The sequence below is a fragment of the Motiliproteus sp. MSK22-1 genome, assembly GCF_001968815.1.
Taxonomy (GTDB): Bacteria; Pseudomonadota; Gammaproteobacteria; order Pseudomonadales; family Balneatricaceae; genus Motiliproteus.
This window is the reverse complement of sequence record NZ_MIEQ01000073.1, coordinates 81,510-102,516: the sequence shown is the minus strand read 5'-3', so window position 1 is coordinate 102,516 and position 21,007 is coordinate 81,510. Positions and strand designations below refer to the sequence as shown.

Genomic DNA, 21,007 nt, shown 5'->3' with positions numbered 1-21,007 from the left:
CAATGGCTAAGCAAGGAACTATTCCATCCGGCAACCAAAGTGGCTTAGGCGAGCTGAAATCTCGACTGCTCTTTGTTTTTCTGGCGATAGTGGTTTACCGAATCGGTGCTCATATTCCAGTTCCTGGAATTAATCCGGATCGCCTTGCTGCTATGTTTGAGCAAAACCAAGGCACTATTCTGAGCTTGTTTAACATGTTCTCAGGTGGTGCTTTGGAGCGTATGAGTATTTTGGCGCTTGGAATTATGCCGTATATTTCCGCGTCAATTATCATGCAACTACTGACAGCGGTCAGTCCACAGCTGGAACAGCTCAAGAAAGAGGGTGAAGCCGGTCGTCGAAAAATTAGCCAATACACCCGCTACGGTACGGTTCTTCTCGCTACCGTTCAGTCGTTAGGTATGGCGGTTGGTCTCGCAGGGCAAGGTGTTGCCTTCAGCGCAGACCTAAGCTTTTATTTCGTCGCTGTCGTTACTCTTGTATCTGGAGCTGTCTTCCTGATGTGGCTCGGTGAACAAATCACTGAGCGTGGAATAGGTAATGGTATTTCGTTGTTGATCTTTGCGGGTATCGTCGCGGGTTTGCCTGGAGCTATCGGGCAATCTTTTGAGGCGTCTCGTCAAGGGGATCTGAATATCTTAGCTCTGCTGTTTATCACTGTTTTGGCAGTGGCAACGGTGGCATTTGTAGTGTTTATGGAGCGCGGTCAACGCCGTATAACCATAAATTACGCAAAGCGCCAGCAGGGACGTAAGGTGTTCGCGGCACAAACAAGCCACCTGCCTCTGAAGGTGAATATGGCCGGTGTTATTCCGCCTATTTTTGCTTCCAGTATTCTGCTTTTCCCTGCCTCTATAGGGCAGTGGTTTGGTCAGACTGAGGGTATGGAGTGGTTGCAGGATGTATCGTTGGCATTAGGCCCAGGCCAGCCTTTGTATATTTTGTTGTTTGCGGTTGCGGTGATCTTTTTCTGCTATTTCTATACGGCGTTGATGTTTAACCCGAAAGATGTTGCAGACAACTTGAAGAAATCCGGCGCCTTTATTCCTGGTATTCGTCCCGGTGACCAATCGGCACGGTATATTGATAGCGTCTTATCTCGTTTGACGTTGTTTGGCGCAATTTATATTACCGCCGTGTCATTGATGCCTCAGTTCCTGGTTGTTGCCTGGAACGTGCCGTTTTATTTTGGTGGTACATCATTACTGATCGTGGTTGTCGTAGTCATGGATTTCATGGCTCAGGTTCAATCGCATCTGATGTCTCATCAATATGAGTCACTGATGAAAAAATCAAATCTTAAAGGTGGAACCGGCGGTTTGATCCGCTAAGTTCACTTATTTGGAGTAGATCATGAAAGTACGTGCATCTGTTAAAAAGATATGCCGTAACTGCAAGATTGTCCGCCGTAACGGTGTCGTGCGGGTGGTCTGCAAGGTAGAACCACGCCACAAGCAGCGTCAGGGTTAAGTCCTCGCGCATTAAATGCTGAAGGTCAGGCTGGATGGGTTGATTTATAAACAATCAGCCTGTACTATCTTGCGCCTTTCGTGGAAAGGTTAAAGACTAGTGTGCTGCTATTTTTGCTATACACATAAAAGCAAAATGGTGGCCGATCATTGGAGTAAATTGAATGGCCCGTATAGCTGGCGTCAACATTCCAGACCATAAGCATGCGGTTATCTCCTTGACTTATATCTTCGGAATAGGTCGTACAACCGCTGAACAACTTTGTGCAACGGTTGGCATTGAGCAAAGCTCAAAAGTTGGAGATCTGTCTGAAGAGCAACTGGACGCCCTGCGCGGCGAAGTTGCCAAACTGAATGTTGAAGGTGACCTCCGTCGTGAGGTTAACATGAATATTAAGCGTCTTATGGACCTTGGTTGTTTTCGCGGCATTCGTCATCGCCGCAGCCTGCCCGTTCGCGGTCAGCGCACTAAAACAAATGCGCGCACCCGTAAAGGGCCACGCAAGCCGATCCGTAAGTAGTGCAAGCGATAGGAATTTTCCAATATGGCTAAGCCAGGTACTCGCACACGCAAAAAGGTTAAGAAGCAGGTGGTTGATGGGTTTGCCCACATCCACGCTTCATTTAACAACACTATTGTGACCATTACCGACCGTCAAGGTAACACCTTGAGCTGGGCAACTGCCGGAGGCTCTGGCTTCCGTGGTTCTCGTAAAAGCACTCCTTTTGCTGCGCAGGTTGCTGCAGAGCGTGCTGGAACTGCTGCTCAAGAGTATGGCCTTAAAAATCTAGACGTTTTTGTGAAGGGCCCTGGGCCCGGTCGTGAATCCGCTGTTCGCGCATTGAGCAATGCAGGATACAAGATCACTAACATCACGGACGTGACGCCTATTCCACATAATGGATGTCGTCCGCCCAAGAAGCGTCGCGTTTAAGCAGGAGACGGTATAATGGCTCGTTACATAGGTCCTAAGTGTAAGCTGTCTCGGCGTGAAGGAACAGATTTGTTCCTCAAGAGCGGTGTTCGCGCACTGGATTCCAAGTGCAAGGCTGAAACGCCTCCAGGTGCACATGGCGCCCGTCGTGGACGTCTGTCTGACTACGGTCTGCAGCTTCGTGAAAAACAAAAAGTACGTCGTATCTACGGTGTGCTAGAGCGTCAATTCCGCAGCTACTACAAGGAAGCCGCCCGCCGTAAAGGTGCGACCGGTGAGAACTTGCTTCAGTTGCTGGAAGGACGTCTTGATAATGTGGTATACCGCATGGGATTCGGATCTACACGTGCTGAAGCACGTCAGGTTGTTTCTCACAAAGGCATTTTGGTCAATGGCAAGACGGTTAACATTCCTTCTTACCAGGTAAATGCCGGCGACGTGGTTGCTGTTCGTGAAAAAGCTAAGAAACAGCTGCGTATTAAGCATGCGCTGGATCTTGCTTCTCAGCGTACTGCTATTGAGTGGGTTGAAGTAGATAGCTCTAAAATGGAAGGTACCTATAAAGCGGTCCCTGAAAGAGCTGATCTATCTGCGGATATCAACGAACAACTCATCGTTGAACTTTACTCAAAGTAAGACTTTATTGCTAGGTGGATAGAATGCAGGCTTCAGTCAACGAATTCCTAAGCCCCAGTCGAATTGACGTTCAGGAGAAGAGTACTACTCGTGCTCAGGTTTCTCTTGAGCCTCTCGAGCGTGGCTTTGGTCATACTCTGGGTAATGCGTTGCGACGGATTCTTCTGTCGTCCATGCCTGGTTGTGCAGTTTCAGAAGTGGAAATCGACGGTGTGCTCCATGAGTACAGTGCTATCGATGGTGTACAGGAAGATGTCATTGAGGTTTTGTTGAACCTTAAGGGTATTTCCGTGATCATGCACAGCGGTGAAGAAGCGCTTCTGACACTTAACAAAAAGGGCTCCGGCGTTATAACTGCCGGAGATATCCAGTTAAATCAGGATGTTGAAGTTGTTAATCCTGATCACGTGATTGCTCACCTCAATGGCAATGCAGAAATGAATATGCAGTTGAAGGTGACACGTGGTCGCGGTTATGTTCCAGCTGATGCTCGTGATACCGGTGAAGATGAGAGTCGTCCGATCGGTCGTTTGTTGCTAGATGCAACATACAGCCCGGTGCGTCGAGTTTCCTACGTGGTTGAAAGTGCGCGTGTTGAACAGCGTACGGACCTGGATAAACTGGTCCTCGACCTGGAAACTGATGGCTCCATTGATCCTGAAGAGGCGATTCGTCGTGCTGCAACTATTTTGCAGCAGCAGCTGGTAGCCTTCGTCGATCTTGAGAGTGCAGATGCAGCAGTAGAAGCAGAGCCGGAACCTGAAATTGATCCGATTCTGTTGCGTCCTGTTGATGATCTCGAGCTAACTGTTCGTTCAGCAAACTGTCTCAAGGCCGAAAATTTATACTACATCGGTGATCTGATTCAGCGCACCGAAGTTGAATTGCTTAAGACGCCAAACCTGGGTAAGAAGTCTTTGACTGAAATTAAAGATGTTCTTGCTTCTAAAGGTCTGTCGCTAGGTATGCGTCTGGAAAACTGGCCGCCCGCAAGTCTTCGTGGAGACGATAAGGTAGCTTCCTAAGCGTCGGTAAGATCAACGTTTAGTTTTGTAGGGAATTAAACATGCGCCATCGTAAGAGTGGTCGTCAATTAAATCGTAACAGCTCACATCGTCAGGCAATGTTCAAGAACATGTCTGTATCCTTGTTTGAGCATGAAGTGATCAAGACGACCTTACCAAAAGCAAAAGAGCTACGTCGTGTTGCTGAGCCATTGATTACTCTGGCTAAGGAAGACTCTGTAGCAAATCGCCGTCTGGCTTTCTCCCGCACTCGCAGCAAAGTTGCAGTCGGTAAGCTGTTCAATGAGCTTGGTCCTCGCTACGCGAGCCGTCCTGGAGGTTACATCCGTATCCTTAAGTGTGGTTTCCGCGCTGGTGATAACGCACCAATGGCTTATGTTGAGCTGGTTGACCGCCCTGTTGTTGCTGAAGAAGTAGCAGAAGACTAAGTCTCTGGTGATAAAAAAACCCGGCCTAGCCGGGTTTTTTTTGGCCTGGATTTTATAAGAGGTATTATTATTTGCTGCTGAATTAATCTGGGGCAGTGCTTAAATGAGCATGAAAGACAATACTCTGAGCTAAATCAAGATAGAAGAAGGAAGGCTTAGAGCGGTTGGTACAAAAAAGAGTGCAGGAAAGTGATGGTAGGCATCAGTTTTCACCACACTCTATCATCAGTCTTATTGGGCTAATAAGGGTCGTAAGAATCTTCCTGTATGGGAGTTTTCTTTGTCAGCAATTTGCTCTGGGCTGCCGGTCGCTATTATCTGACCACCATTAGTGCCTCCTTCCGGGCCCAGATCAACAATCCAGTCTGCAGTTTTTATAACATCAAGGTTGTGTTCGATGACTACTACGGTATTACCGTGATCTCTCAGGCGGTGAAGAATATTAAGAAGCTGCTGAATATCATGAAAATGCAGGCCGGTAGTTGGCTCATCCAGAATGTACAGGGTTTTTCCGGTGTCCCGTTTGGAAAGCTCTTTGGCGAGTTTTACCCTTTGGGCTTCTCCACCAGATAAGGTCGTTGCGGCTTGTCCCAAGTGGATATAAGAGAGGCCGACGTCGATCAATGTCTGCAGGCGCCGGGCAAGCATCGGTACCGGGTCGAAATACTCTCGTGCTTCCTCAACGGTCATATCCAGAACTTGATGGATGTTCTTTCCTTTATATTTTATTTCCAGGGTTTCTCTGTTGTAGCGTTTGCTCTTGCAGACGTCGCAAGGTACGTAGATATCAGGGAGAAAATGCATTTCGACTTTGATGACCCCGTCTCCCTGACAGGCTTCGCAGCGTCCGCCTTTGACGTTAAAGCTGAAACGTCCTGGTTTATACCCTCTAGAGCGAGCCTCTTGCGTTGCTGCAAAAAGCTCTCGGATCGGTGTAAATATTCCTGTGTATGTAGCGGGATTTGATCGAGGTGTTCGGCCAATGGGGCTCTGGTCTATATCTACGACTTTATCCAGATGGTTCAATCCTTGGATTGTCTGATGTGGTGCAACCTCCAGTGTTGTTGCCTTGTTAAGAGCGGTGGCGGCCAGAGGGTAGAGGGTGTTGTTGATAAGCGTTGATTTTCCTGAGCCTGATACGCCGGTGACGCATGTCATTAGTCCAATAGGGATTTGCAGATTTACATCGTTCAGGTTATTTCCGGTTGCGCCAAGGAGTTCTAGCCAGAGACCATTCTTGTGCTCAGTACGCTTTGCTGGTACTTCGATGCGTTTTTTGCCGGAAAGATACTGGCCTGTTAAGGAGGCTTCGTTACTCATGATTGATTCGGGAGTGCCTTGAGCAATAACTTCTCCGCCGTGTACACCTGCTCCAGGTCCGATATCGATTACATGGTCTGCCAGTCTAATAGCATCTTCATCGTGCTCTACAACAATGACGGTGTTGCCCAGGGCGCGTAAATGGGTGAGAGTCTTTAGCAGTCGTTCGTTGTCCCGCTGATGCAGTCCGATTGAGGGCTCATCCAATATATACATGACTCCGACCAGGCCGGCGCCAATCTGACTGGCAAGGCGTATTCGTTGTGCTTCACCACCTGACAGAGAGTCTGCATTACGATCCAGTGTCAAGTAATCGAGACCGACATTGACCAGAAAGTTTAACCGGGTGCGGATCTCTTTTAGAATCTTGTCGGCTATCTCTCCTTGCTTGCCTGTTAGTTTAAGATTGTCAAAGTAATCATGGCAGCTGCCGACCGGCATTGAGGTGATTTCAGAGATATTGCGTTGGTCAATTACAACGCTTCGGGCGTCACGTCTTAATCTGGAGCCCTCGCATGAAGGGCAGGATTGTTGGGTTTGAAATTTTGCCAGATCTTCTCTTACGGACTGAGATTCTGTTTCCCTGAAGCGACGCATCATGTTTGGAATTACCCCTTCAAAGGGGTGTTCTTTGATGGCGATTTCACCGCGATCGCTTAAGTACTTGAAGCTTATTTTTTCTCGTCCAGTTCCTTCCAGAACCGCATCTTGCTGTTTTTTGCTGAGTTCCTGAAAGGGAGTATCCGTTTTGAATCCATAATGCTCCCCGACTGCGGTCAGCAATTGAAAGTAGTAGACACTGCGGCGGTCCCATCCTCGTATAGCGCCTTCGGCCAATGATAATGCGGGGTCTACAATGATTTTGTTCTTATCAAAGAATAATTTGGAACCGAGTCCATCACAGCTTGGACAGGCTCCGTGGGGGTTGTTAAAGGAGAATAGTCGTGGTTCAAGTTCTTGAATGCTGTGGCCGCATTGCGGGCAGGCAAAGCGGGCTGAAAAAATCAGTTCTTTATCACCTCCATCCATGAAGCTTAGTAGTGCTATGCCATCAGTGAGTTCCAGGCAGGTTTCCAATGATTCAGCAAGTCTGGTTTCAATGTCTGGGCGTATTTTAAAGCGATCCACAACAACGTCGATATTATGCTTTTTGTTCTTGTCCAGTTCTGGCGGAGATTCCAGGTCAATAACAATCCCATTTATTCGGGCTCGGACAAATCCCTGTGTCTTTAAATTGTTAAGAATATGCAGGTGTTCGCCTTTTCTATCCTGAATGACGGGAGCTAAAAGCATGACTTTTGCTCCTTCCTCTAGTGCCAGAATTTGGTCCACCATCTGACTGATGGTCTGAGCTTTAAGAGGCAGGTCATGGTCAGGGCAGCGTGGCTCACCAGCTCGGGCAAAGAGCAGCCGTAAATAGTCGTAAATTTCAGTAATCGTACCAACAGTAGAACGGGGGTTGTGAGATGTGGATTTCTGCTCGATAGAGATGGCTGGTGATAAGCCCTCGATATGGTCTACATCCGGTTTTTCCATCATCGACAGAAATTGTCGGGCATAGGTTGAGAGTGATTCTACATAACGTCGCTGGCCTTCTGCGTAAAGGGTATCGAAGGCCAGGGATGACTTACCTGAACCCGACAGGCCTGTGATAACAATCAGCTTGTCTCTGGGTATCTCAAGGTCTATGTCTTTGAGGTTGTGGGTACGGGCACCCTGTACACTTATATAGTCCATCTGGATCTCATATCTGAAGCAGACCGAGCATTATATAACTAGCTTGACGTGTTAAGAAAACATTAGTGAACTTTGTGTCATCAAGAATGGGTTGATTCTTGGTCAGTTGTGGTATTCTAAGACGCTTTTCAGGCCGCGATCCTGCTATGCAGGTAAGGCGTACGACAGCAATCTTCGAAAGGGCAGAACAGATCATGGCTCGTGGTGTAAATAAAGTTATTTTGGTGGGCAACTTAGGGCAAGATCCTGAGGTTCGATATATGCCCAATGGAAATGCAGTAACCAACGTAACCATCGCTACCAGTGATAGCTGGAAGGACCGCGAGTCCGGCCAGCCTCAAGAGCGGACAGAGTGGCATCGTGTGGTTTTCTTCGGAAAATTAGCTGAAATCGCTGGTCAATACTTGCGAAAGGGCTCAAAGGTTTATGTTGAAGGTGCATTGAGGACTCGAAAGTGGCAGGACCAAAGCGGTCAAGACCGTTATACAACTGAAATAGTTGTCGATATGAATGGTCAAATGCAGATGTTGGATAGCCGCAGTAATGACGGAACTTCAGGAGGATATCAGCAGCAGAATCAGGGTTATGGACAGCCTCAGCAGTCATTCCAGTCGAATGCCGCGCCTGCTCCACAGCAGCAGGTTCCTCAGGCAGCCCCCCGGCAGCCGCAGCAGTCGCATCAACCACAGCAACAGAAACAGCCACAACAGCCACAGTCCGCACCTCAGCAACCCGCGGCAGGTTTTGATGATTTTGATGATGATATTCCATTTTAATGGATACAGTAGCTTGAAAATTGGATTCCATTGAATGTTGTCAATTATTATTCAGGGCTTAGGAGCAAGCTTCGTTGTTTGAACTGCCTAAATTGCTAATCACCGGTGCTCAGGGGCAGCTTGGGTATGAACTGGCATCGCTTTCGACTGAGGGTGGATTTGAGGTGGTATCCTGTGCTTCGGCAAGTTTGGATATATGCAATGAAGCGGCAGTCTCTGAGGTGTTGGACAAGCACAGTCCGCAGTATGTGATAAATGCAGCAGGTCGTAGGCCTGTTTCTATCGACAACAGGGCGTCTGATCTTGACGTGAATAGTAAAGGTCCTGCTATCCTGGCTTCGGCATGTGATGAGCGAGGGATGGCACTTATACAGATCTCTTGTGCGGAGCTTTTCAACGGCAGTGCAGAAATTGCTTATACGGAGGTTATGGAGCCAGCTCCCGTTAGCGACTATGGGCAAAGTCTGTGGAAAGGCGAGCAGGCGGTGCGGGAGAGAGCTGAGCGGCATATAATTCTGCGGACGGGTTGGTTATTTAGTGCGAGGGGGCGCAGTTTTGTTCGTCAATTGCTGGAGTCGGCGAGAGTTGAGACGGAGGTTTGTGTCGCCGATGGTTTGATGGGTTCTCCTACATCTGCGGTTGATTTGGCTCGTGTAGTCGTTGCGCTGATTAAGCAGCTTGACTGCGATGCTGATAACTGGGGCACCTATCATTATTGTGCAGCAGAGCCTATCAGTTGGTTTGGTTTTTCCGAAGCCGTGATTGCTGCAGCGCGTCAGTATGAAGATTTGAAGCTTGAGCGGTTGGTCGCTGTGCACCAGTCTGAGTTGGGGCACCATTTAAGACCAGTGTTCAGCGAGTTGAATTGCAAGAAAATCCTCCGGGACTTTGGTATACATCAGCGCTCTTGGCGGACTGGGTTAATGCAGGTGGCCCGGACACTTTATAGCTACTCTGAGTAACTGATCAGCTATTTTCTTTATTCTTCAGTTAAGCTTCATTTGTCTCTGGAGTGCATACTTCGCACGCTGTCCTGTCAGGGATTTTATCCAATGGTCCAAGGGATTGGTGAGTGGGTCCGTGCTACCCAGATGATATAGATAACGCTTAATGCGGCAAAAGTGAGTGCCGTTGTGCGGGTTTTATGGCTTTTCCCCCGGTTTAGGGCGATGGTGCCTGCCAATATATAGATGATAAGCGCTGCTACTTTTGCCGTGAGCCAGTCATGAGTTAAGGGGTATTGCTGGATGATCAAGGTTAAGGCTATTGCGCAAGCAAGGAGTATACTGTCTATTCCCTGAGATGCTTTTCTTAGCCAGTTCAGTTGATATAGCTGGGAACCCATCAGCATCCAGACTGAGCGCATAAAAAACAGACTCAGACTCAGGGTAACGGCAATAAGGTGTAGATGTTTCAACAGCAGGTACATGCGGTTGATCCTTTGTTGGTAATGTAGAATATAGATTGTGTTGCGTTTACGTGGCACGATGGATAAAGAGCCTAGTGGTGTAAGTGTCTTTCACAGGCTTTGGTCCATTTTAAGCCCGTTGTTCGAGGTGGCAAGAGATGACAGCAAAAACAGAGTCCGCAGCTCCCCAATTAATCGACAAATTTGGTCGTAGGGTCGATTACGTTCGTATTTCAGTTACAGACCGTTGTGATTTTCGCTGCGTCTATTGCATGAGTGAGCAGATGACTTTTCTGCCCCGGGACCAGGTTTTGAGTCTTGAGGAGATTGAGCAGGTTGCGCAGGCCTTTGTGGCGCTTGGAGTGACCCGGATTCGTCTTACCGGTGGGGAGCCTCTTGTCAGGCGAGGAATTGATGGCTTGTTGCACAAGCTTGGTGCCCTGGATGGTTTGGATGAACTGGTGCTGACAACTAACGGATCTCAGCTCAGTCGCCTGTCTAAAGAGATGAAAGAGGCGGGTGTAAAGCGTATCAATATCAGTCTGGATTCTTTACAGGCAGATCGGTTTAAGCGTATTACACGTACCGGCAGGCTTGAGCAGGTGCTTGATGGAATAGATGAGGCGCTTTCGGTCGGTTTTGAGCGGATAAAACTTAATGCCGTTATTATGAAAGGGCGCAATGAAGATGAGGTCATCGATCTGGTTGCCTATGCCCGCGAAAAAGGTTTGGATATCAGTTTTATTGAAGAAATGCCGCTGGGTAACATTGATCATGAGCGTATTGAGACTTACTGCTCAAGTGATGAAGTTAAGGATATTATTGAGCAGCAATTCCCTCTGATAGCTGCTTCAGATCGTACTGCCGGCCCCTCTCGCTATTATCGTATGGCTGATTCGGAGAGCCGAATAGGTTTTATTTCGCCTCATAGCCATAACTTTTGTAGCGAATGTAATCGTGTTCGTGTCACGGTGGAAGGTCGCTTGCTGTTGTGCTTGGGCAATGAGCACTCCCTGGATCTGATGCCTATTCTGCGTGAATATCCCGGTGATCAGTTAAGGCTGCAGCGGGCCATTATAAAGGCGATGGATCTCAAGCCAGAGAAGCATGAATTTGATCTTGAAAGTGAACCCCAGATTGTACGTTTTATGAATATGACTGGAGGTTGAAGGCGCTGTGTCTTGAATGCTGGCTTTGTAGATGCCTTTTCAGTGCTACTTTTCAGTGCCAAAAAAGGTAAAATAGCGCCATTTTGTGGCCTTTGCTATCCAAGTAGGCAGGCCTTCATTTGAAGAACGCATTTTCCGCTCCTAATGCGCTATTAAAATAAAATGCGATGAGGAATTGCATGACGGTCACCGAACAGGACCCTTTCAAGAATATTCGTCCCTATAATGATGACGAAGTTGCTGACGTAGTACATAAGCTGTTGGCAACCCCCGAGTTTATTTCCGCAATTGGACGCTTTCGCTTTCCGCGTCTCAGCCGTTATGCTGCCGGGTTGGTTGGTGTAATGGTTCGTTTTGCTTTGAAGCGCCAGCTGGCTGAGGTTAACAGTGTCGCTGCTATGCAAGACGTCATTGCTACCTATATGCAGAGGATGATCAATGGAACAACTCATCAGCTAAGTTATTCCGGGCTAGAGCAGTTGCAGCTCGATGGTGCTTATCTGTTTATTTCCAATCACCGTGATATTGCTATGGACCCTGCGTTTGTTAATTGGGGGCTTTACCATGCAAAGATGCAGACCGTGCGTATAGCTATCGGTAATAACCTTCTTAAGAAACCTTACGTCTCTGATCTGATGCGTCTTAATAAAAGTTTTATCGTCAACCGCTCTGCTAAGGGTATTCGAGAAAAGCTCGCTGCCTATATGGAGCTTTCTAGCTATATAGAGCACTCTATCAACACGGGTCATTCTGTCTGGATAGCGCAGCGGGAGGGGCGAGCAAAAGATGGAAATGATCTGACTGACCCTGCGATTATGAAGATGCTCTATATGAGCCAAAAAAAGCAGGGTATGAGTTTTTCTGAGGCTATCAAGCGTCTCAACATCGTACCTGTATCAATATCCTATGAATATGATCCTTGTGATTTAATGAAAGCCAAGGAACTCCAGGAGCGTAATAGCACCGGTGAATATCAGAAATCACAATATGAGGATATAGACAGTATTGTGAAAGGGATAACAGGCTTCAAAGGAGATGTGCACGTTGCATTTGGTGAGCCTTTGGTTGCTGATTACGAGACTCCCGAAGCCCTGGCCGAAGCCATTGATCAGGCGATAATTGGAAATTACTATTTACATGTTTCCAACACCATTGCCGCAGGTGGTGCGGTGGATGGGGCAGAGCAGGACAAGCAAGCTCGTTATAAGGCGCGAATGGCGGAAGTTCCCGTCAACTGCCGAGAGCAATTTACCGCAATGTATGCCAATCCGGTGAAAAACAAACACAAACTTGCCCAAGGTTAACAGATGAGTGAAGTAAAGGGTGATACGCTGACCCATATTGATGCAGAAGGCCATGCTCGGATGGTCGATGTTTCTGAAAAGGCTGTAACAACACGAGAGGCCAGGGCTGAGGCTTATATCACCATGTTGCCTGAAACTCTGGCAATGATTGTTGATGGTACTCATAAAAAAGGGGATGTGTTTGCGGTAGCTCGTATTGCTGGGATTCAGGCTGCAAAGCGTTGTTCTGATATTATTCCTCTTTGTCACCCGCTGATGTTGAGTTCCGTGAAGGTTGAGCTGGTACCTGAGTTGGATAGTAATCAAGTTCGCATCGAAACTATCTGTCGACTCAGTGGGCAGACAGGCGTTGAAATGGAGGCTTTGACGGCGGCTTCGGCAGCGGCTTTGACGCTCTATGATATGTGTAAGGCTGTGGATAAAGGTATGGTTATTCATACGGTCAGGCTGCTGGAGAAAAAAGGTGGCAAGAGTGGCCACTGGAAGGTCTGAAGCTGCTGAATCTAGAAGTTTGAGGGTAGGTTGATGTTAAAGTTGGTGTATTTTGCAAGTATCCGGGAACAGCTCGGTTGTGAAGAGGAGCAGCTGGATATGGAGGCAGGATCGCTTCAGGTTAAGGATTTGATGACCAGGCTTTCCGCTCGTGGTGCTCCCTGGGATCAGGTTTTGGGGGATGCGAAAGTGTTGGTTGCGGTCAACCAGGAAATGGGTCGGGCGGAAACTGAGTTATCTGACGGTGATGAAATTGCCTTCTTTCCGCCGGTTACTGGCGGTTAACTTGCTCAGACCTGCTGCGTATTAGCTTAGCAGCAGAATCCATCTGCTTTAGTCAGAGAGTCATTATGGTGTTATATCTGCGTGCAATGCTGTTTAGTGGCGTATTTTTACCTGTCACTGTGCTTTATGCGCTTCTCAGTTTATTATTTTTTAGTTGGCTTCCTTTTAATTTGCGCTTTTTAGGAGTGACCGGCATTAATCACTTTTTTCTGTGGTGGGGAAAGGTGGTGTGTGGTGTTCGTTACGAAGTTGTGGGGTTGGATAATCTGCCGAAGTCCGGAGGTTATGTGATTCTGGCCAATCATCAGAGTGAGTGGGAAACATTCTTCCTGCAAGTGGCTACCGGTCCTTTATCTACGGTATTGAAAAAAGAGCTGCTGAAAATTCCTTTTTTTGGTTGGGCGCTGGCCTTGCTTAAGCCTATAGCTATTGATCGCTCTGAGCGATCAGGTGCTCTGAAACAAATCTTAAAGCAGGGTAAGGAGCGGCTGAAAAGTGGTATCCCTGTTTTGATTTTCCCTCAAGGGACTCGTGTGAAGGCTGGGCAGTTGGGGCGTTTTAATAAAGGAGGGGCGATGCTGGCCTGTTCTGCAAAAGTTCCAGTGGTAACCATTGCTCATAACGCCGGAGAGTTTTGGCCATCTAAAAGCTTCCTAAAGTATCCTGGTGTCATTAAGGTTGTTATTGGGCCGGTTATAGATACTCAGGGTGGCAGTGTTGATGAGATTCATCAGCAGAGTAAGGACTGGTTAGAGCAGCAGCTGCTTGAGTTTGATGGGTATTCTGAACATCTTTGTCAGCAGGCCGAGTCAGAAACAAAAAAAGCCGCTCATTGAGCGGCTTTTTTGTACTGCTATCAGCCTGTTAGTCGCTATAGCGCTGAAAAATTAGCGAAGCATTAGTGCCACCAAATCCGAAGCTGTTGGACATTACCCGGTCAAGAGATACGTCATCCAAACGCTCTGTTGGAATGGGCATTCCTTCTGCTTCTGGGTCTAATTCTTCGATATTGGCGGATGCAGCAATGAAGTTATTTTGCTGCATTAACAAGGTGTATATCGCCTCCTGAACGCCAGCAGCCCCCAGTGAGTGGCCAGACAAGGACTTGGTAGAAGTGACTGTTGGCATGCTTGCACCAAAAACTTCTTTTACCGCTTTGAGTTCTTGTATGTCGCCAGCTGGAGTGCTGGTCCCGTGGGCATTTACATAGTCAATAGAACCGTCGATGGTGCTCATGGCTTGTTGCATGCAGCGTACTGCGCCTTCGCCTGATGGGGCTACCATATCGTAACCATCTGATGTAGCGCCGTAACCCACCAGCTCTGCATAAATTTTTGCACCACGTGCTTTGGCGTGTTCGAGCTCTTCAATAACGAGCATTCCGCCACCGCCTGCAATTACAAATCCGTCGCGGTTGGCGTCGTAGGCTCGACTGGCTTTTTCTGGAGTGTCGTTATACTTGGAAGACAGTGCTCCCATCGCGTCAAATAGAACACTTAGAGACCAGTTCAGCTCTTCACCACCTCCGGCAAAAATAACGTCCTGCTTACCTAATTGTATTAACTCCATAGCGTTGCCAATACAGTGGGCGCTTGTAGAGCAGGCGGAAGTTATGGAGTAATTGACACCTTTGATCTTAAAGGGTGTTGCAAGGCAGGCCGAAACAGTACTACCCATGGTGCGGGTTACCCGGTAAGGGCCAACTCGACGCATGCCTTTGCTGCGTAAAATGTCGGCTGCTTCGACTATGTTCGCGGAGGATGCTCCGCCTGAGCCAGCAATAAGCCCTGTACGGATATTGGAAACCTGCTCTTCGCTCAGGCCCGCATCTTTAATAGCCTGGTCCATTGCCAAGTAGGCGTAGGCCGCAGCGTCTCCCATAAATCGACGCAGTTTACGGTCGATCAGGTTGTCTATGTCGAGATCGACGCTGCCAGCAACGTGGCTGCGAAACCCCATTTCTTTGTAATCTTCCTGAAAAGAGATGCCGGAGCGTCCGGTCTTCAGGGATTCAAGAACCGTCTCTTGATCGCATCCCAGACAGGATGTAATGCCGATGCCGGTAACAACTGCGCGTCGCATGGGGAAGCCTCTGTATCAGTGTTGGACCCTTATGGTTAGGAATAATCAATCGACAAGTAACAGGTCTGTTAAATCTTGTATGTGAAGTATTTCAAACCACAGGGCTGCTAATGCTGCCTAAGTTGTAGCAACCTAAGTCATAATAGCTATTTTGCAAGCTATCAGGACTGTATTGCAAACCAAAAGAGTTATATTTTCTGATATTCGAGGGCACTTGACTAGAGCCTGTCTTGTTCTTGCTCAAGTGCCGGGGTGAGGGATCAGAAATTGTCGGTTGAAGTAAACAGGCCGACACGCAGATCCTTTGCAGTATAGATTTCGCGGCCATCTACGGATAGTGAGCCGTCTGCTATTCCCATGACTAGCTTGCGCTCAATAACTCGCTTGAGTTCAAGATGGTAAGTCACTTTTTTGGCGCTTGGCAAAACTTGTCCAAAAAATTTGATTTCGCCCGCACCGAGAGCTCGCCCTCTACCTTTGTTTCCTTTCCATCCAAGGAAAAAGCCAACCATTTGCCACATGGCGTCTAAGCCGAGGCAGCCAGGCATTACCGGATCTCCAGGAAAGTGGCAGTCGAAGAACCATAAGTCTGGTCGAATATCCATTTCAGCATGGATTTCACCCTTACCGTACTGGCCGCCATCTTCGCTGATGGTTGTGATTCGATCCACCATAAGCATATTGCCTACAGGGAGTTGAGCGTTGCCGGGTCCAAACATTTCACCGTGGCCGCATTGCAGCAGTTCTTCACGATTAAAGGAGGAAGGCCTAGTCGTTGAAACCTTGGTCATTTAAGCACTGCGTCCATTTTACTGTTATAGTGAGCCGCGATTATACCGGTTAGACCCGTCTTGCGCCTAGTGGTTAGTTAAAATTAGCTTGTTTGAAATCACGAGCGTCTTGATACTGCGGATTCAGCCAGTTGCTCCAGTATGTTTCTAAACTCATTGGCTGGAAGTCGTTGCAGGCAGGCTATTGCCAGGTCTGCCTGTTCACGGGCCTTTTTATGGGTGTATTCAATAGCACCAGTGTACTTTACTGCCTGGCTTATAGGCTCAAGATCTTCAAGGCCGCCTTTGCGAATGGCCTGGCGTATAAGTTGGGCTTGTTGTTCATTGCCTTCGCGCATCGCATAAATCAGCGGTAGTGTCGGTTTGCCTTCTGCCAGATCGTCACCGACATTTTTTCCCATTTCATCAGATGAGCTTTCATAGTCCATAACGTCATCAATTAACTGGAAGGCTATGCCGATGTGTCGGCCGAACAAGCGCATGGCTTCTTGCTGGTCTTTGGTTGCGTTGGCTATGACTGCACCGGATTCGGCCGCTGCTTCGAACAGCATGGCTGTTTTTCCGAGAATAACTTTCATGTAATTCTCTTCGCTGACATCTGGATTTTTGCAATTTAGCAGTTGGAGGACTTCTCCTTCCGCAATGATATTGGTAGCGTTAGAGATGATTTTCATAATCTCCATGCTTCCCAGTTCGACCATTAATTGAAATGAGCGGGAATAAAGGAAGTCACCAACCAGTACGCTGGGGGCATTACCCCATTTCGCGTTCGCTGTTGCTTTTCCTCGTCGGAGGTCAGAAGTATCTACGACATCATCATGCAGTAACGTTGCGGTATGGATAAACTCAATATTTGCTGCCAGGGATATATGTCGATCTGCTAAATAGTCAGCAGCTGGCTGATCGTGCTGGTCAGATTGGCAAGCACGGGCACTGAGAAGGACGAGCAATGGGCGAATTCGTTTGCCACCACTTTCTGTAATGTAGTGTCCAATTTTTTCAACCAATGGGACTCCTGAGTGCAAATGCTCAAGAATAAATTGGTTGACGGCTTTGAAATCACTGTTGATCTGGGGATGTAGTTGGTGTGGTTGCATATTGACGGGCAGCGCAATTGATTTGCACGCATGCTAAGTCCCGACCTTAAGGGTGTCAAGTTGATCTGTCTTATCACTTGATCTGAGAGGGGTTTCGTAGTGTAAATAGGCCGGGTTGTTCTTGGTTGAATGATACTGTAGAATACTGCCCCCTTGGCCCTCCGCCCAATTGCTCCCTACCATATGGTTATTCATCTTAGGATTTCCATTAGAAGTAGGCATCTTATTAGTAGCCTGGATGGGTCAACGCTATCGGAGAAAGTTATGTACGCTGTTATTGTAAGCGGTGGTAAGCAACATCGTGTAGTTGAAGGTGAGGTTCTCAAGGTTGAGAAGCTTCAGGCAGAAGCTGGTTCTTCTGTTGATTTTGATAAAGTGCTTTTGGTTGCTAACGACGAAGACGTTAAGATTGGTGCTCCTGTTGTTGACGGTGCTAAGGTTACTGCAGAGGTAGTAAGCCATGGCCGTGGCAAGAAGGTTCGCATTATGAAGTTTAAGCGTCGTAAGCACCACATGAAGCAAATGGGCCATCGTCAGTGGTTCACTGAAATTAAGATTACCGGTATCAGTGCTTAATCTGATCGAATAATCGGTATTCTTAGTAATAGTAAGTAGGAGAATATAATGGCTCATAAAAAAGCTGGCGGTAGTACTCGTAACGGTCGCGATTCCGAGTCTAAACGCCTTGGTGTCAAGCGCTTCGGCGGTCAACAGGTTCTGGCTGGTAACATTCTGGTTCGTCAGCGTGGTACACGCTTTCATGCCGGTGATAATGTTGGTTGCGGTAAGGACCACACTTTGTTTGCTACGGCGGAAGGTGTTGTTAAGTTTGAAGTTAAAGGCCCGAAGAACCGCAAATATATTAGCGTTGTAAGCGCTTAATACGGCGGATCCATCTGGTAAAAAAGCTCCGCCTTGTGCGGGGCTTTTTTTGTTTAAGGCGCTGCTGTTTTAGAGTGTTTAACGCAGATCTGTTTACTAAGGTCTGATGGTTTTTGGTGACTGCTGGGTCTGTTCTATTGCCGGCGGTTTCGATTGTTGAATCTCCTTGTCAATTTGGGTTGGCATAAATATTCTCCCCTTGGAGGTCAGGTCATGAAATTTGTTGATGAGGTTGTAATCAGTGTTGAAGCCGGTAAAGGTGGCAATGGTTGCTTGAGCTTTCGTCGGGAAAAATACATCGCAAAAGGTGGTCCCGATGGCGGTGATGGCGGTGATGGTGGTTCAGTTTATGTGGTAGCTGATTCCGGCAGTAACACGTTGGTCGATTACCGCTTTCAGCGACGTTACGCTGCAGAAAATGGGGAGCCTGGACGTGGTCGGGATTGTACCGGTGCGAAGGGTGAAGATATGGTCCTTAGGGTGCCGGTGGGAACTACTGTCATAGATGAGGATACGCTGGAGGTGTTGTGTGATCTGACGCGTGATGGGCAGCGGGAAAAGGTTGCGCAGGGTGGTTTTCATGGTTTGGGTAATACGCGTTTTAAGTCCAGCGTTAATCGGGCTCCCCGGCAAACGACCAAGGGATCTTCCGGTGAGGCTCGAAATTTAAAGCTGGAATTGAAGGTGCTGGCAGATGTCGGGTTGTTGGGGCTGCCTAATGCCGGAAAGTCTACCTTTATACGTGCTGTGTCTGCGGCCAAGCCTAAGGTGGCAAATTATCCGTTTACAACGCTGGTGCCTAATCTGGGGGTGGTGAGTGTTGGCCGAGATCGTAGTTTTGTTGTTGCTGATATTCCAGGTTTGATTGAAGGGGCTGCTGAAGGTGCTGGGTTGGGGATCAGGTTTCTAAAGCATTTGGCTCGAACGCGCTTGTTATTGCATCTTGTAGATATGGCGCCTTGGGATGGAGTAGAACCGGCCGAGTCCGCTAGAACCATCATTCGCGAACTCGAAAAGTTCAGCCCCGCTCTGGCAGGGCAAGAACGCTGGTTGGTGTTGAATAAGCTGGATCTGGTTCCGGAAGAAGAAAGGGAAGAGCGTTGTCAGAAAGTGGTTGAGGCGCTTGATTGGGATGGTCCTGTATTTAATATTGCTGCGATATCTAAAGAGGGTACGGAGCAGGTGTCTCAGGCCATCATGAGTTATATCGAAGAGCGCCAGCAGGCGGAGGCAGCGGATGATGACCTGGCTAGTGCCGAGGAGCATCGTAAGGCCTGTTTGGAAGAGGAGGCGCGTGAGCGTTTGCGCCAGTATCGTCAGCAAAATCGTAACTCAGATTCAGAGGATGATGACTGGGATGATTTTGACGATGATGATTATGATGTTGATGTCGAGTATGTTCCTTAGGGGTTGTATCAAAAGGGATTGTGTCAAATGAGTGTGAGAGATCGGGTGTCAGGGGCAAAGCGTTGGGTTGTTAAAATCGGCAGTGCCCTGCTGACTAATGATGGTCGTGGATTGGATCACAAGGCTATAGCGAGCTGGGTGGACCAGATGGCGCAATTGCGCCAGCAGGGCGTTGAATTGGTGTTGGTCTCGTCCGGCTCAGTGGCTGCAGGAATGAACCGGTTGGGAATGACTGAGCGCCCTGATGAGTTGCACCGGTTGCAGGCTGCGGCTGCTGTGGGGCAGATGGGGTTAGTACAGACCTATGAGGCGTGTTTTAAGCAGCATCAGATGCATACCGCCCAGATTCTGTTGACCCATGATGATCTTTCCAATCGCAAGCGCTATCTGAATGCGCGGGGTACCTTGGGCGCATTGATAAAGTGGGGTGTTGTGCCTGTTGTTAATGAAAACGACACGGTGGTCACTGATGAAATTTGCTTTGGTGATAATGATACTTTGGCAGCTTTGGTCGCTAATCTTGTTGTTGCTGATGCGCTAATTATTTTAACTGATCAGCAGGGATTGTTTGAAAGTGACCCTCGTAAAAACCCTAAGGCAGTCTTGGTTGCGGAAGCTCCTGCTGAGGATAGGCGTTTGGATGAAATGGCAGGCGGCGGCGGTGTGCTGGGTCGTGGTGGTATGGCGACGAAGGTGCGGGCAGCTCGATTGGCTGCTCGTTCGGGGGCTGCTACGGTTATTGCCAGTGGGCGCGAGGCCGATGTGTTGTTACGAATAAAGAACGGTGAGAGTCTGGGGACGCTGTTGACACCGGAGTGCAGTCCACAGGCGGCGCGTAAGCAATGGCTTGCCGGTCACTTAAAGGCGAGAGGGACGCTGGTGCTGGATGCTGGGGCGGTTAAGGTGCTCAAAGATTCAGGGCGCAGTTTGTTGCCTGTAGGGGTGAAGCAAGTTACAGGTGATTTCTCTCGTGGTGAAATGGTGCTCTGTGTGGATGAGCAGGGTCGAGTAGTGGCGCGAGGATTGGTCAACTACGGAGTTGATGAGGCTGCAAAGATTATTGGACAGGCAAGCAGTAGGATTGGCGAAATTTTGGGTTATGTCGCTGAGGAAGAGCTTGTCCACAGGGATAACTTGGTACTGGCTTGAATTAAATTTGTTTGGTGTTTGTAAGGCTTGTTATCTCTGGGGGGGGAAGCGGGTCTCGGTAATTGTCTGTGTCTGCTGGTATCAACGTGTTCTCGCGTTTTTTGAGGCGATTGTTAATAGGTTTCAGATATTTCAGGCATAAAAAAACCGGCGTAAGCCGGTTTTTTTGATCAGCAGCTAATTAAAGTGCTTTGATCTGTGCGTTCAAGCGGCTCTTATGGCGAGCAACTTTGTTCTTGTTGAAAATGCCTTTAGAGACGGCTTTGTCTAGCGCCGGGGTGGCAACTGTGTAAGCAGCTTGAGCTGCTTCTTTGTCGCCGCTCTCGATAGCAGTTACAACTCTCTTCAGGTAAGTACGAGTCATTGAGCGCAGACTAGCATTATGCTGACGGCGCTTTTCAGCTTGGCGTGCGCGTTTCTTTGATCCAGCGGAATTTGCCACAATCTGGCTCCTTAAAAATTATTGCTTGTCTTTGAGACTTAAAAACAAAGAGGCGAAATTATTCATACATCTGAGGCTACTGTCAACTTAAATCGGATTTATTTGTTGTTCCTTAGTCGTTGCTGCCGCTATGATGTCTGCGCTGTCGGGGCGTTTAGTTCTTGCTCATCCTG

Annotated in this window: 24 protein-coding genes; 18 read left to right on the top strand and 6 right to left on the bottom strand. The window is 48.2% G+C overall.

Annotation, left to right across the window (positions count from 1 at the left end; all coding sequences use genetic code 11):
• Nucleotides 1-2: 2 nt before the first annotated feature.
• From secY to rplQ, 7 genes are all read left to right on the top strand, one after another.
• The gene (secY, locus tag BGP75_RS21225) at nucleotides 3-1,331 is read left to right on the top strand and encodes a preprotein translocase subunit SecY (RefSeq protein WP_076720930.1); all 1,329 of its coding nucleotides are present in this window, start codon (nucleotides 3-5) and stop codon (nucleotides 1,329-1,331) included.
• A 22-nt stretch (nucleotides 1,332-1,353) separates the two neighbouring features.
• On the top strand, nucleotides 1,354-1,470 hold the full coding sequence (gene rpmJ / locus BGP75_RS21220) for a 50S ribosomal protein L36 (RefSeq protein WP_076720929.1): 117 nt from the start codon (nucleotides 1,354-1,356) through the stop codon (nucleotides 1,468-1,470).
• A 163-nt stretch (nucleotides 1,471-1,633) separates the two neighbouring features.
• Nucleotides 1,634-1,990 carry a 30S ribosomal protein S13 gene (gene rpsM, locus BGP75_RS21215; RefSeq protein ID WP_076720928.1) on the top strand — a complete coding sequence of 119 codons (357 nt, stop codon included), beginning with the start codon at nucleotides 1,634-1,636 and terminating at the stop codon, nucleotides 1,988-1,990.
• A 24-nt stretch (nucleotides 1,991-2,014) separates the two neighbouring features.
• Complete coding sequence (gene rpsK / locus BGP75_RS21210; protein WP_076720927.1) at nucleotides 2,015-2,404, top strand: 30S ribosomal protein S11; 390 nt, start codon at nucleotides 2,015-2,017, stop codon at nucleotides 2,402-2,404.
• Between the two features lie 15 nt (nucleotides 2,405-2,419).
• Nucleotides 2,420-3,040, top strand: coding sequence for a 30S ribosomal protein S4 (gene rpsD / locus BGP75_RS21205; protein ID WP_076720926.1), 621 nt, complete (start codon nucleotides 2,420-2,422; stop codon nucleotides 3,038-3,040).
• Between the two features lie 23 nt (nucleotides 3,041-3,063).
• Nucleotides 3,064-4,065 (top strand): DNA-directed RNA polymerase subunit alpha, encoded by a 1,002-nt coding sequence (locus BGP75_RS21200; protein ID WP_076720924.1) that lies wholly within the window; start codon nucleotides 3,064-3,066, stop codon nucleotides 4,063-4,065.
• 41 nt (nucleotides 4,066-4,106) lie between these two features.
• Nucleotides 4,107-4,493: a 50S ribosomal protein L17 gene (gene rplQ / locus BGP75_RS21195; protein WP_076720922.1), complete on the top strand. Its 387-nt coding sequence runs from the start codon at nucleotides 4,107-4,109 to the stop codon at nucleotides 4,491-4,493.
• Between the two features lie 231 nt (nucleotides 4,494-4,724).
• Here the strand turns inward: rplQ and uvrA are convergent, their stop codons facing one another.
• The gene (gene uvrA / locus BGP75_RS21190) at nucleotides 4,725-7,550 is read right to left on the bottom strand and encodes an excinuclease ABC subunit UvrA (protein WP_076720919.1); all 2,826 of its coding nucleotides are present in this window, start codon (nucleotides 7,548-7,550) and stop codon (nucleotides 4,725-4,727) included.
• A 194-nt stretch (nucleotides 7,551-7,744) separates the two neighbouring features.
• Here uvrA and ssb point away from each other — a divergent pair, with 194 nt between their 5' ends.
• Both ssb and BGP75_RS21180 read left to right on the top strand, forming a co-directional pair.
• Nucleotides 7,745-8,326, top strand: coding sequence for a single-stranded DNA-binding protein (gene ssb, locus BGP75_RS21185; RefSeq protein WP_076720984.1), 582 nt, complete (start codon nucleotides 7,745-7,747; stop codon nucleotides 8,324-8,326).
• 74 nt (nucleotides 8,327-8,400) lie between these two features.
• Nucleotides 8,401-9,288: a sugar nucleotide-binding protein gene (locus tag BGP75_RS21180; protein WP_076720918.1), complete on the top strand. Its 888-nt coding sequence runs from the start codon at nucleotides 8,401-8,403 to the stop codon at nucleotides 9,286-9,288.
• Nucleotides 9,289-9,371: 83 nt separating this feature from the next.
• On the opposite strand, the gene BGP75_RS21175 is transcribed toward BGP75_RS21180, so the two are convergent.
• Nucleotides 9,372-9,755 (bottom strand): SirB2 family protein, encoded by a 384-nt coding sequence (locus tag BGP75_RS21175; protein ID WP_076720916.1) that lies wholly within the window; start codon nucleotides 9,753-9,755, stop codon nucleotides 9,372-9,374.
• A gap of 137 nt (nucleotides 9,756-9,892) precedes the next feature.
• Between BGP75_RS21175 and moaA the strand changes: the two genes are divergently transcribed.
• From moaA to BGP75_RS21150, 5 genes are all read left to right on the top strand, one after another.
• Complete coding sequence (gene moaA, locus BGP75_RS21170) at nucleotides 9,893-10,903, top strand: GTP 3',8-cyclase MoaA (protein WP_076720914.1); 1,011 nt, start codon at nucleotides 9,893-9,895, stop codon at nucleotides 10,901-10,903.
• Between the two features lie 179 nt (nucleotides 10,904-11,082).
• Nucleotides 11,083-12,207, top strand: coding sequence for a 1-acyl-sn-glycerol-3-phosphate acyltransferase (locus tag BGP75_RS21165; protein ID WP_076720912.1), 1,125 nt, complete (start codon nucleotides 11,083-11,085; stop codon nucleotides 12,205-12,207).
• 3 nt (nucleotides 12,208-12,210) lie between these two features.
• Complete coding sequence (gene moaC / locus BGP75_RS21160) at nucleotides 12,211-12,699, top strand: cyclic pyranopterin monophosphate synthase MoaC (RefSeq protein ID WP_076720910.1); 489 nt, start codon at nucleotides 12,211-12,213, stop codon at nucleotides 12,697-12,699.
• Between the two features lie 33 nt (nucleotides 12,700-12,732).
• The gene (gene moaD, locus BGP75_RS21155; protein WP_076720907.1) at nucleotides 12,733-12,984 is read left to right on the top strand and encodes a molybdopterin converting factor subunit 1; all 252 of its coding nucleotides are present in this window, start codon (nucleotides 12,733-12,735) and stop codon (nucleotides 12,982-12,984) included.
• Between the two features lie 65 nt (nucleotides 12,985-13,049).
• Nucleotides 13,050-13,820 (top strand): 1-acyl-sn-glycerol-3-phosphate acyltransferase, encoded by a 771-nt coding sequence (locus tag BGP75_RS21150; RefSeq protein WP_076720905.1) that lies wholly within the window; start codon nucleotides 13,050-13,052, stop codon nucleotides 13,818-13,820.
• A 28-nt stretch (nucleotides 13,821-13,848) separates the two neighbouring features.
• Here BGP75_RS21150 and fabB read toward each other — a convergent pair whose 3' ends face one another.
• The 3 genes from fabB to ispB all read right to left on the bottom strand — a co-directional run bounded on the left by fabB (nucleotide 13,849) and on the right by ispB (nucleotide 16,954).
• Nucleotides 13,849-15,066 (bottom strand): beta-ketoacyl-ACP synthase I, encoded by a 1,218-nt coding sequence (gene fabB / locus BGP75_RS21145; RefSeq protein WP_076720903.1) that lies wholly within the window; start codon nucleotides 15,064-15,066, stop codon nucleotides 13,849-13,851.
• A 260-nt stretch (nucleotides 15,067-15,326) separates the two neighbouring features.
• Nucleotides 15,327-15,857 carry a 3-hydroxyacyl-[acyl-carrier-protein] dehydratase FabA gene (gene fabA / locus BGP75_RS21140; protein ID WP_076720901.1) on the bottom strand — a complete coding sequence of 177 codons (531 nt, stop codon included), beginning with the start codon at nucleotides 15,855-15,857 and terminating at the stop codon, nucleotides 15,327-15,329.
• A 98-nt stretch (nucleotides 15,858-15,955) separates the two neighbouring features.
• Nucleotides 15,956-16,954 (bottom strand): octaprenyl diphosphate synthase, encoded by a 999-nt coding sequence (gene ispB, locus BGP75_RS21135; protein WP_076720900.1) that lies wholly within the window; start codon nucleotides 16,952-16,954, stop codon nucleotides 15,956-15,958.
• 264 nt (nucleotides 16,955-17,218) lie between these two features.
• Between ispB and rplU the strand changes: the two genes are divergently transcribed.
• The 4 genes from rplU to proB all read left to right on the top strand — a co-directional run bounded on the left by rplU (nucleotide 17,219) and on the right by proB (nucleotide 20,392).
• On the top strand, nucleotides 17,219-17,530 hold the full coding sequence (gene rplU, locus BGP75_RS21130) for a 50S ribosomal protein L21 (RefSeq protein ID WP_076720897.1): 312 nt from the start codon (nucleotides 17,219-17,221) through the stop codon (nucleotides 17,528-17,530).
• A 48-nt stretch (nucleotides 17,531-17,578) separates the two neighbouring features.
• A complete protein-coding gene (rpmA, locus tag BGP75_RS21125) occupies nucleotides 17,579-17,836 on the top strand; it encodes a 50S ribosomal protein L27 (protein ID WP_076720894.1) in 258 nt (85 codons plus the stop codon).
• Nucleotides 17,837-18,049: 213 nt separating this feature from the next.
• Nucleotides 18,050-19,243, top strand: a complete 1,194-nt coding sequence (gene cgtA, locus BGP75_RS21120; protein ID WP_076720892.1) for an Obg family GTPase CgtA — start codon at nucleotides 18,050-18,052, stop codon at nucleotides 19,241-19,243.
• Between the two features lie 27 nt (nucleotides 19,244-19,270).
• Nucleotides 19,271-20,392, top strand: coding sequence for a glutamate 5-kinase (gene proB, locus BGP75_RS21115; protein ID WP_076720889.1), 1,122 nt, complete (start codon nucleotides 19,271-19,273; stop codon nucleotides 20,390-20,392).
• A gap of 181 nt (nucleotides 20,393-20,573) precedes the next feature.
• Here proB and rpsT read toward each other — a convergent pair whose 3' ends face one another.
• Nucleotides 20,574-20,834 (bottom strand): 30S ribosomal protein S20, encoded by a 261-nt coding sequence (gene rpsT / locus BGP75_RS21110; protein ID WP_076720887.1) that lies wholly within the window; start codon nucleotides 20,832-20,834, stop codon nucleotides 20,574-20,576.
• Nucleotides 20,835-21,007: the final 173 nt, after the last annotated feature.

Bases quoted from the DNA above. Each gene is read 5' to 3' on its own strand.
- moaD (WP_076720907.1), top strand. From the start codon at position 12,733: ATGTTAAAGTTGGTGTATTTTGCAAGTATCCGGGAACAGCTCGGTTGT.
- secY (WP_076720930.1), top strand. From the start codon at position 3: ATGGCTAAGCAAGGAACTATTCCATCCGGCAACCAAAGTGGCTTAGGC.
- rpmA (WP_076720894.1), top strand. From the start codon at position 17,579: ATGGCTCATAAAAAAGCTGGCGGTAGTACTCGTAACGGTCGCGATTCC.
- uvrA (WP_076720919.1), bottom strand. From the start codon at position 7,550: ATGGACTATATAAGTGTACAGGGTGCCCGTACCCACAACCTCAAAGAC.
- BGP75_RS21175 (WP_076720916.1), bottom strand. From the start codon at position 9,755: ATGTACCTGCTGTTGAAACATCTACACCTTATTGCCGTTACCCTGAGT.
- rpmJ (WP_076720929.1), top strand. From the start codon at position 1,354: ATGAAAGTACGTGCATCTGTTAAAAAGATATGCCGTAACTGCAAGATT.
- proB (WP_076720889.1), top strand. From the start codon at position 19,271: ATGAGTGTGAGAGATCGGGTGTCAGGGGCAAAGCGTTGGGTTGTTAAA.
- fabA (WP_076720901.1), bottom strand. From the start codon at position 15,857: ATGACCAAGGTTTCAACGACTAGGCCTTCCTCCTTTAATCGTGAAGAA.
- moaA (WP_076720914.1), top strand. From the start codon at position 9,893: ATGACAGCAAAAACAGAGTCCGCAGCTCCCCAATTAATCGACAAATTT.
- BGP75_RS21150 (WP_076720905.1), top strand. From the start codon at position 13,050: ATGGTGTTATATCTGCGTGCAATGCTGTTTAGTGGCGTATTTTTACCT.
- rplU (WP_076720897.1), top strand. From the start codon at position 17,219: ATGTACGCTGTTATTGTAAGCGGTGGTAAGCAACATCGTGTAGTTGAA.
- rplQ (WP_076720922.1), top strand. From the start codon at position 4,107: ATGCGCCATCGTAAGAGTGGTCGTCAATTAAATCGTAACAGCTCACAT.
- ssb (WP_076720984.1), top strand. From the start codon at position 7,745: ATGGCTCGTGGTGTAAATAAAGTTATTTTGGTGGGCAACTTAGGGCAA.
- rpsK (WP_076720927.1), top strand. From the start codon at position 2,015: ATGGCTAAGCCAGGTACTCGCACACGCAAAAAGGTTAAGAAGCAGGTG.
- BGP75_RS21200 (WP_076720924.1), top strand. From the start codon at position 3,064: ATGCAGGCTTCAGTCAACGAATTCCTAAGCCCCAGTCGAATTGACGTT.
- ispB (WP_076720900.1), bottom strand. From the start codon at position 16,954: ATGCAACCACACCAACTACATCCCCAGATCAACAGTGATTTCAAAGCC.
- moaC (WP_076720910.1), top strand. From the start codon at position 12,211: ATGAGTGAAGTAAAGGGTGATACGCTGACCCATATTGATGCAGAAGGC.
- rpsD (WP_076720926.1), top strand. From the start codon at position 2,420: ATGGCTCGTTACATAGGTCCTAAGTGTAAGCTGTCTCGGCGTGAAGGA.
- fabB (WP_076720903.1), bottom strand. From the start codon at position 15,066: ATGCGACGCGCAGTTGTTACCGGCATCGGCATTACATCCTGTCTGGGA.
- BGP75_RS21165 (WP_076720912.1), top strand. From the start codon at position 11,083: ATGACGGTCACCGAACAGGACCCTTTCAAGAATATTCGTCCCTATAAT.
- rpsM (WP_076720928.1), top strand. From the start codon at position 1,634: ATGGCCCGTATAGCTGGCGTCAACATTCCAGACCATAAGCATGCGGTT.
- cgtA (WP_076720892.1), top strand. From the start codon at position 18,050: ATGAAATTTGTTGATGAGGTTGTAATCAGTGTTGAAGCCGGTAAAGGT.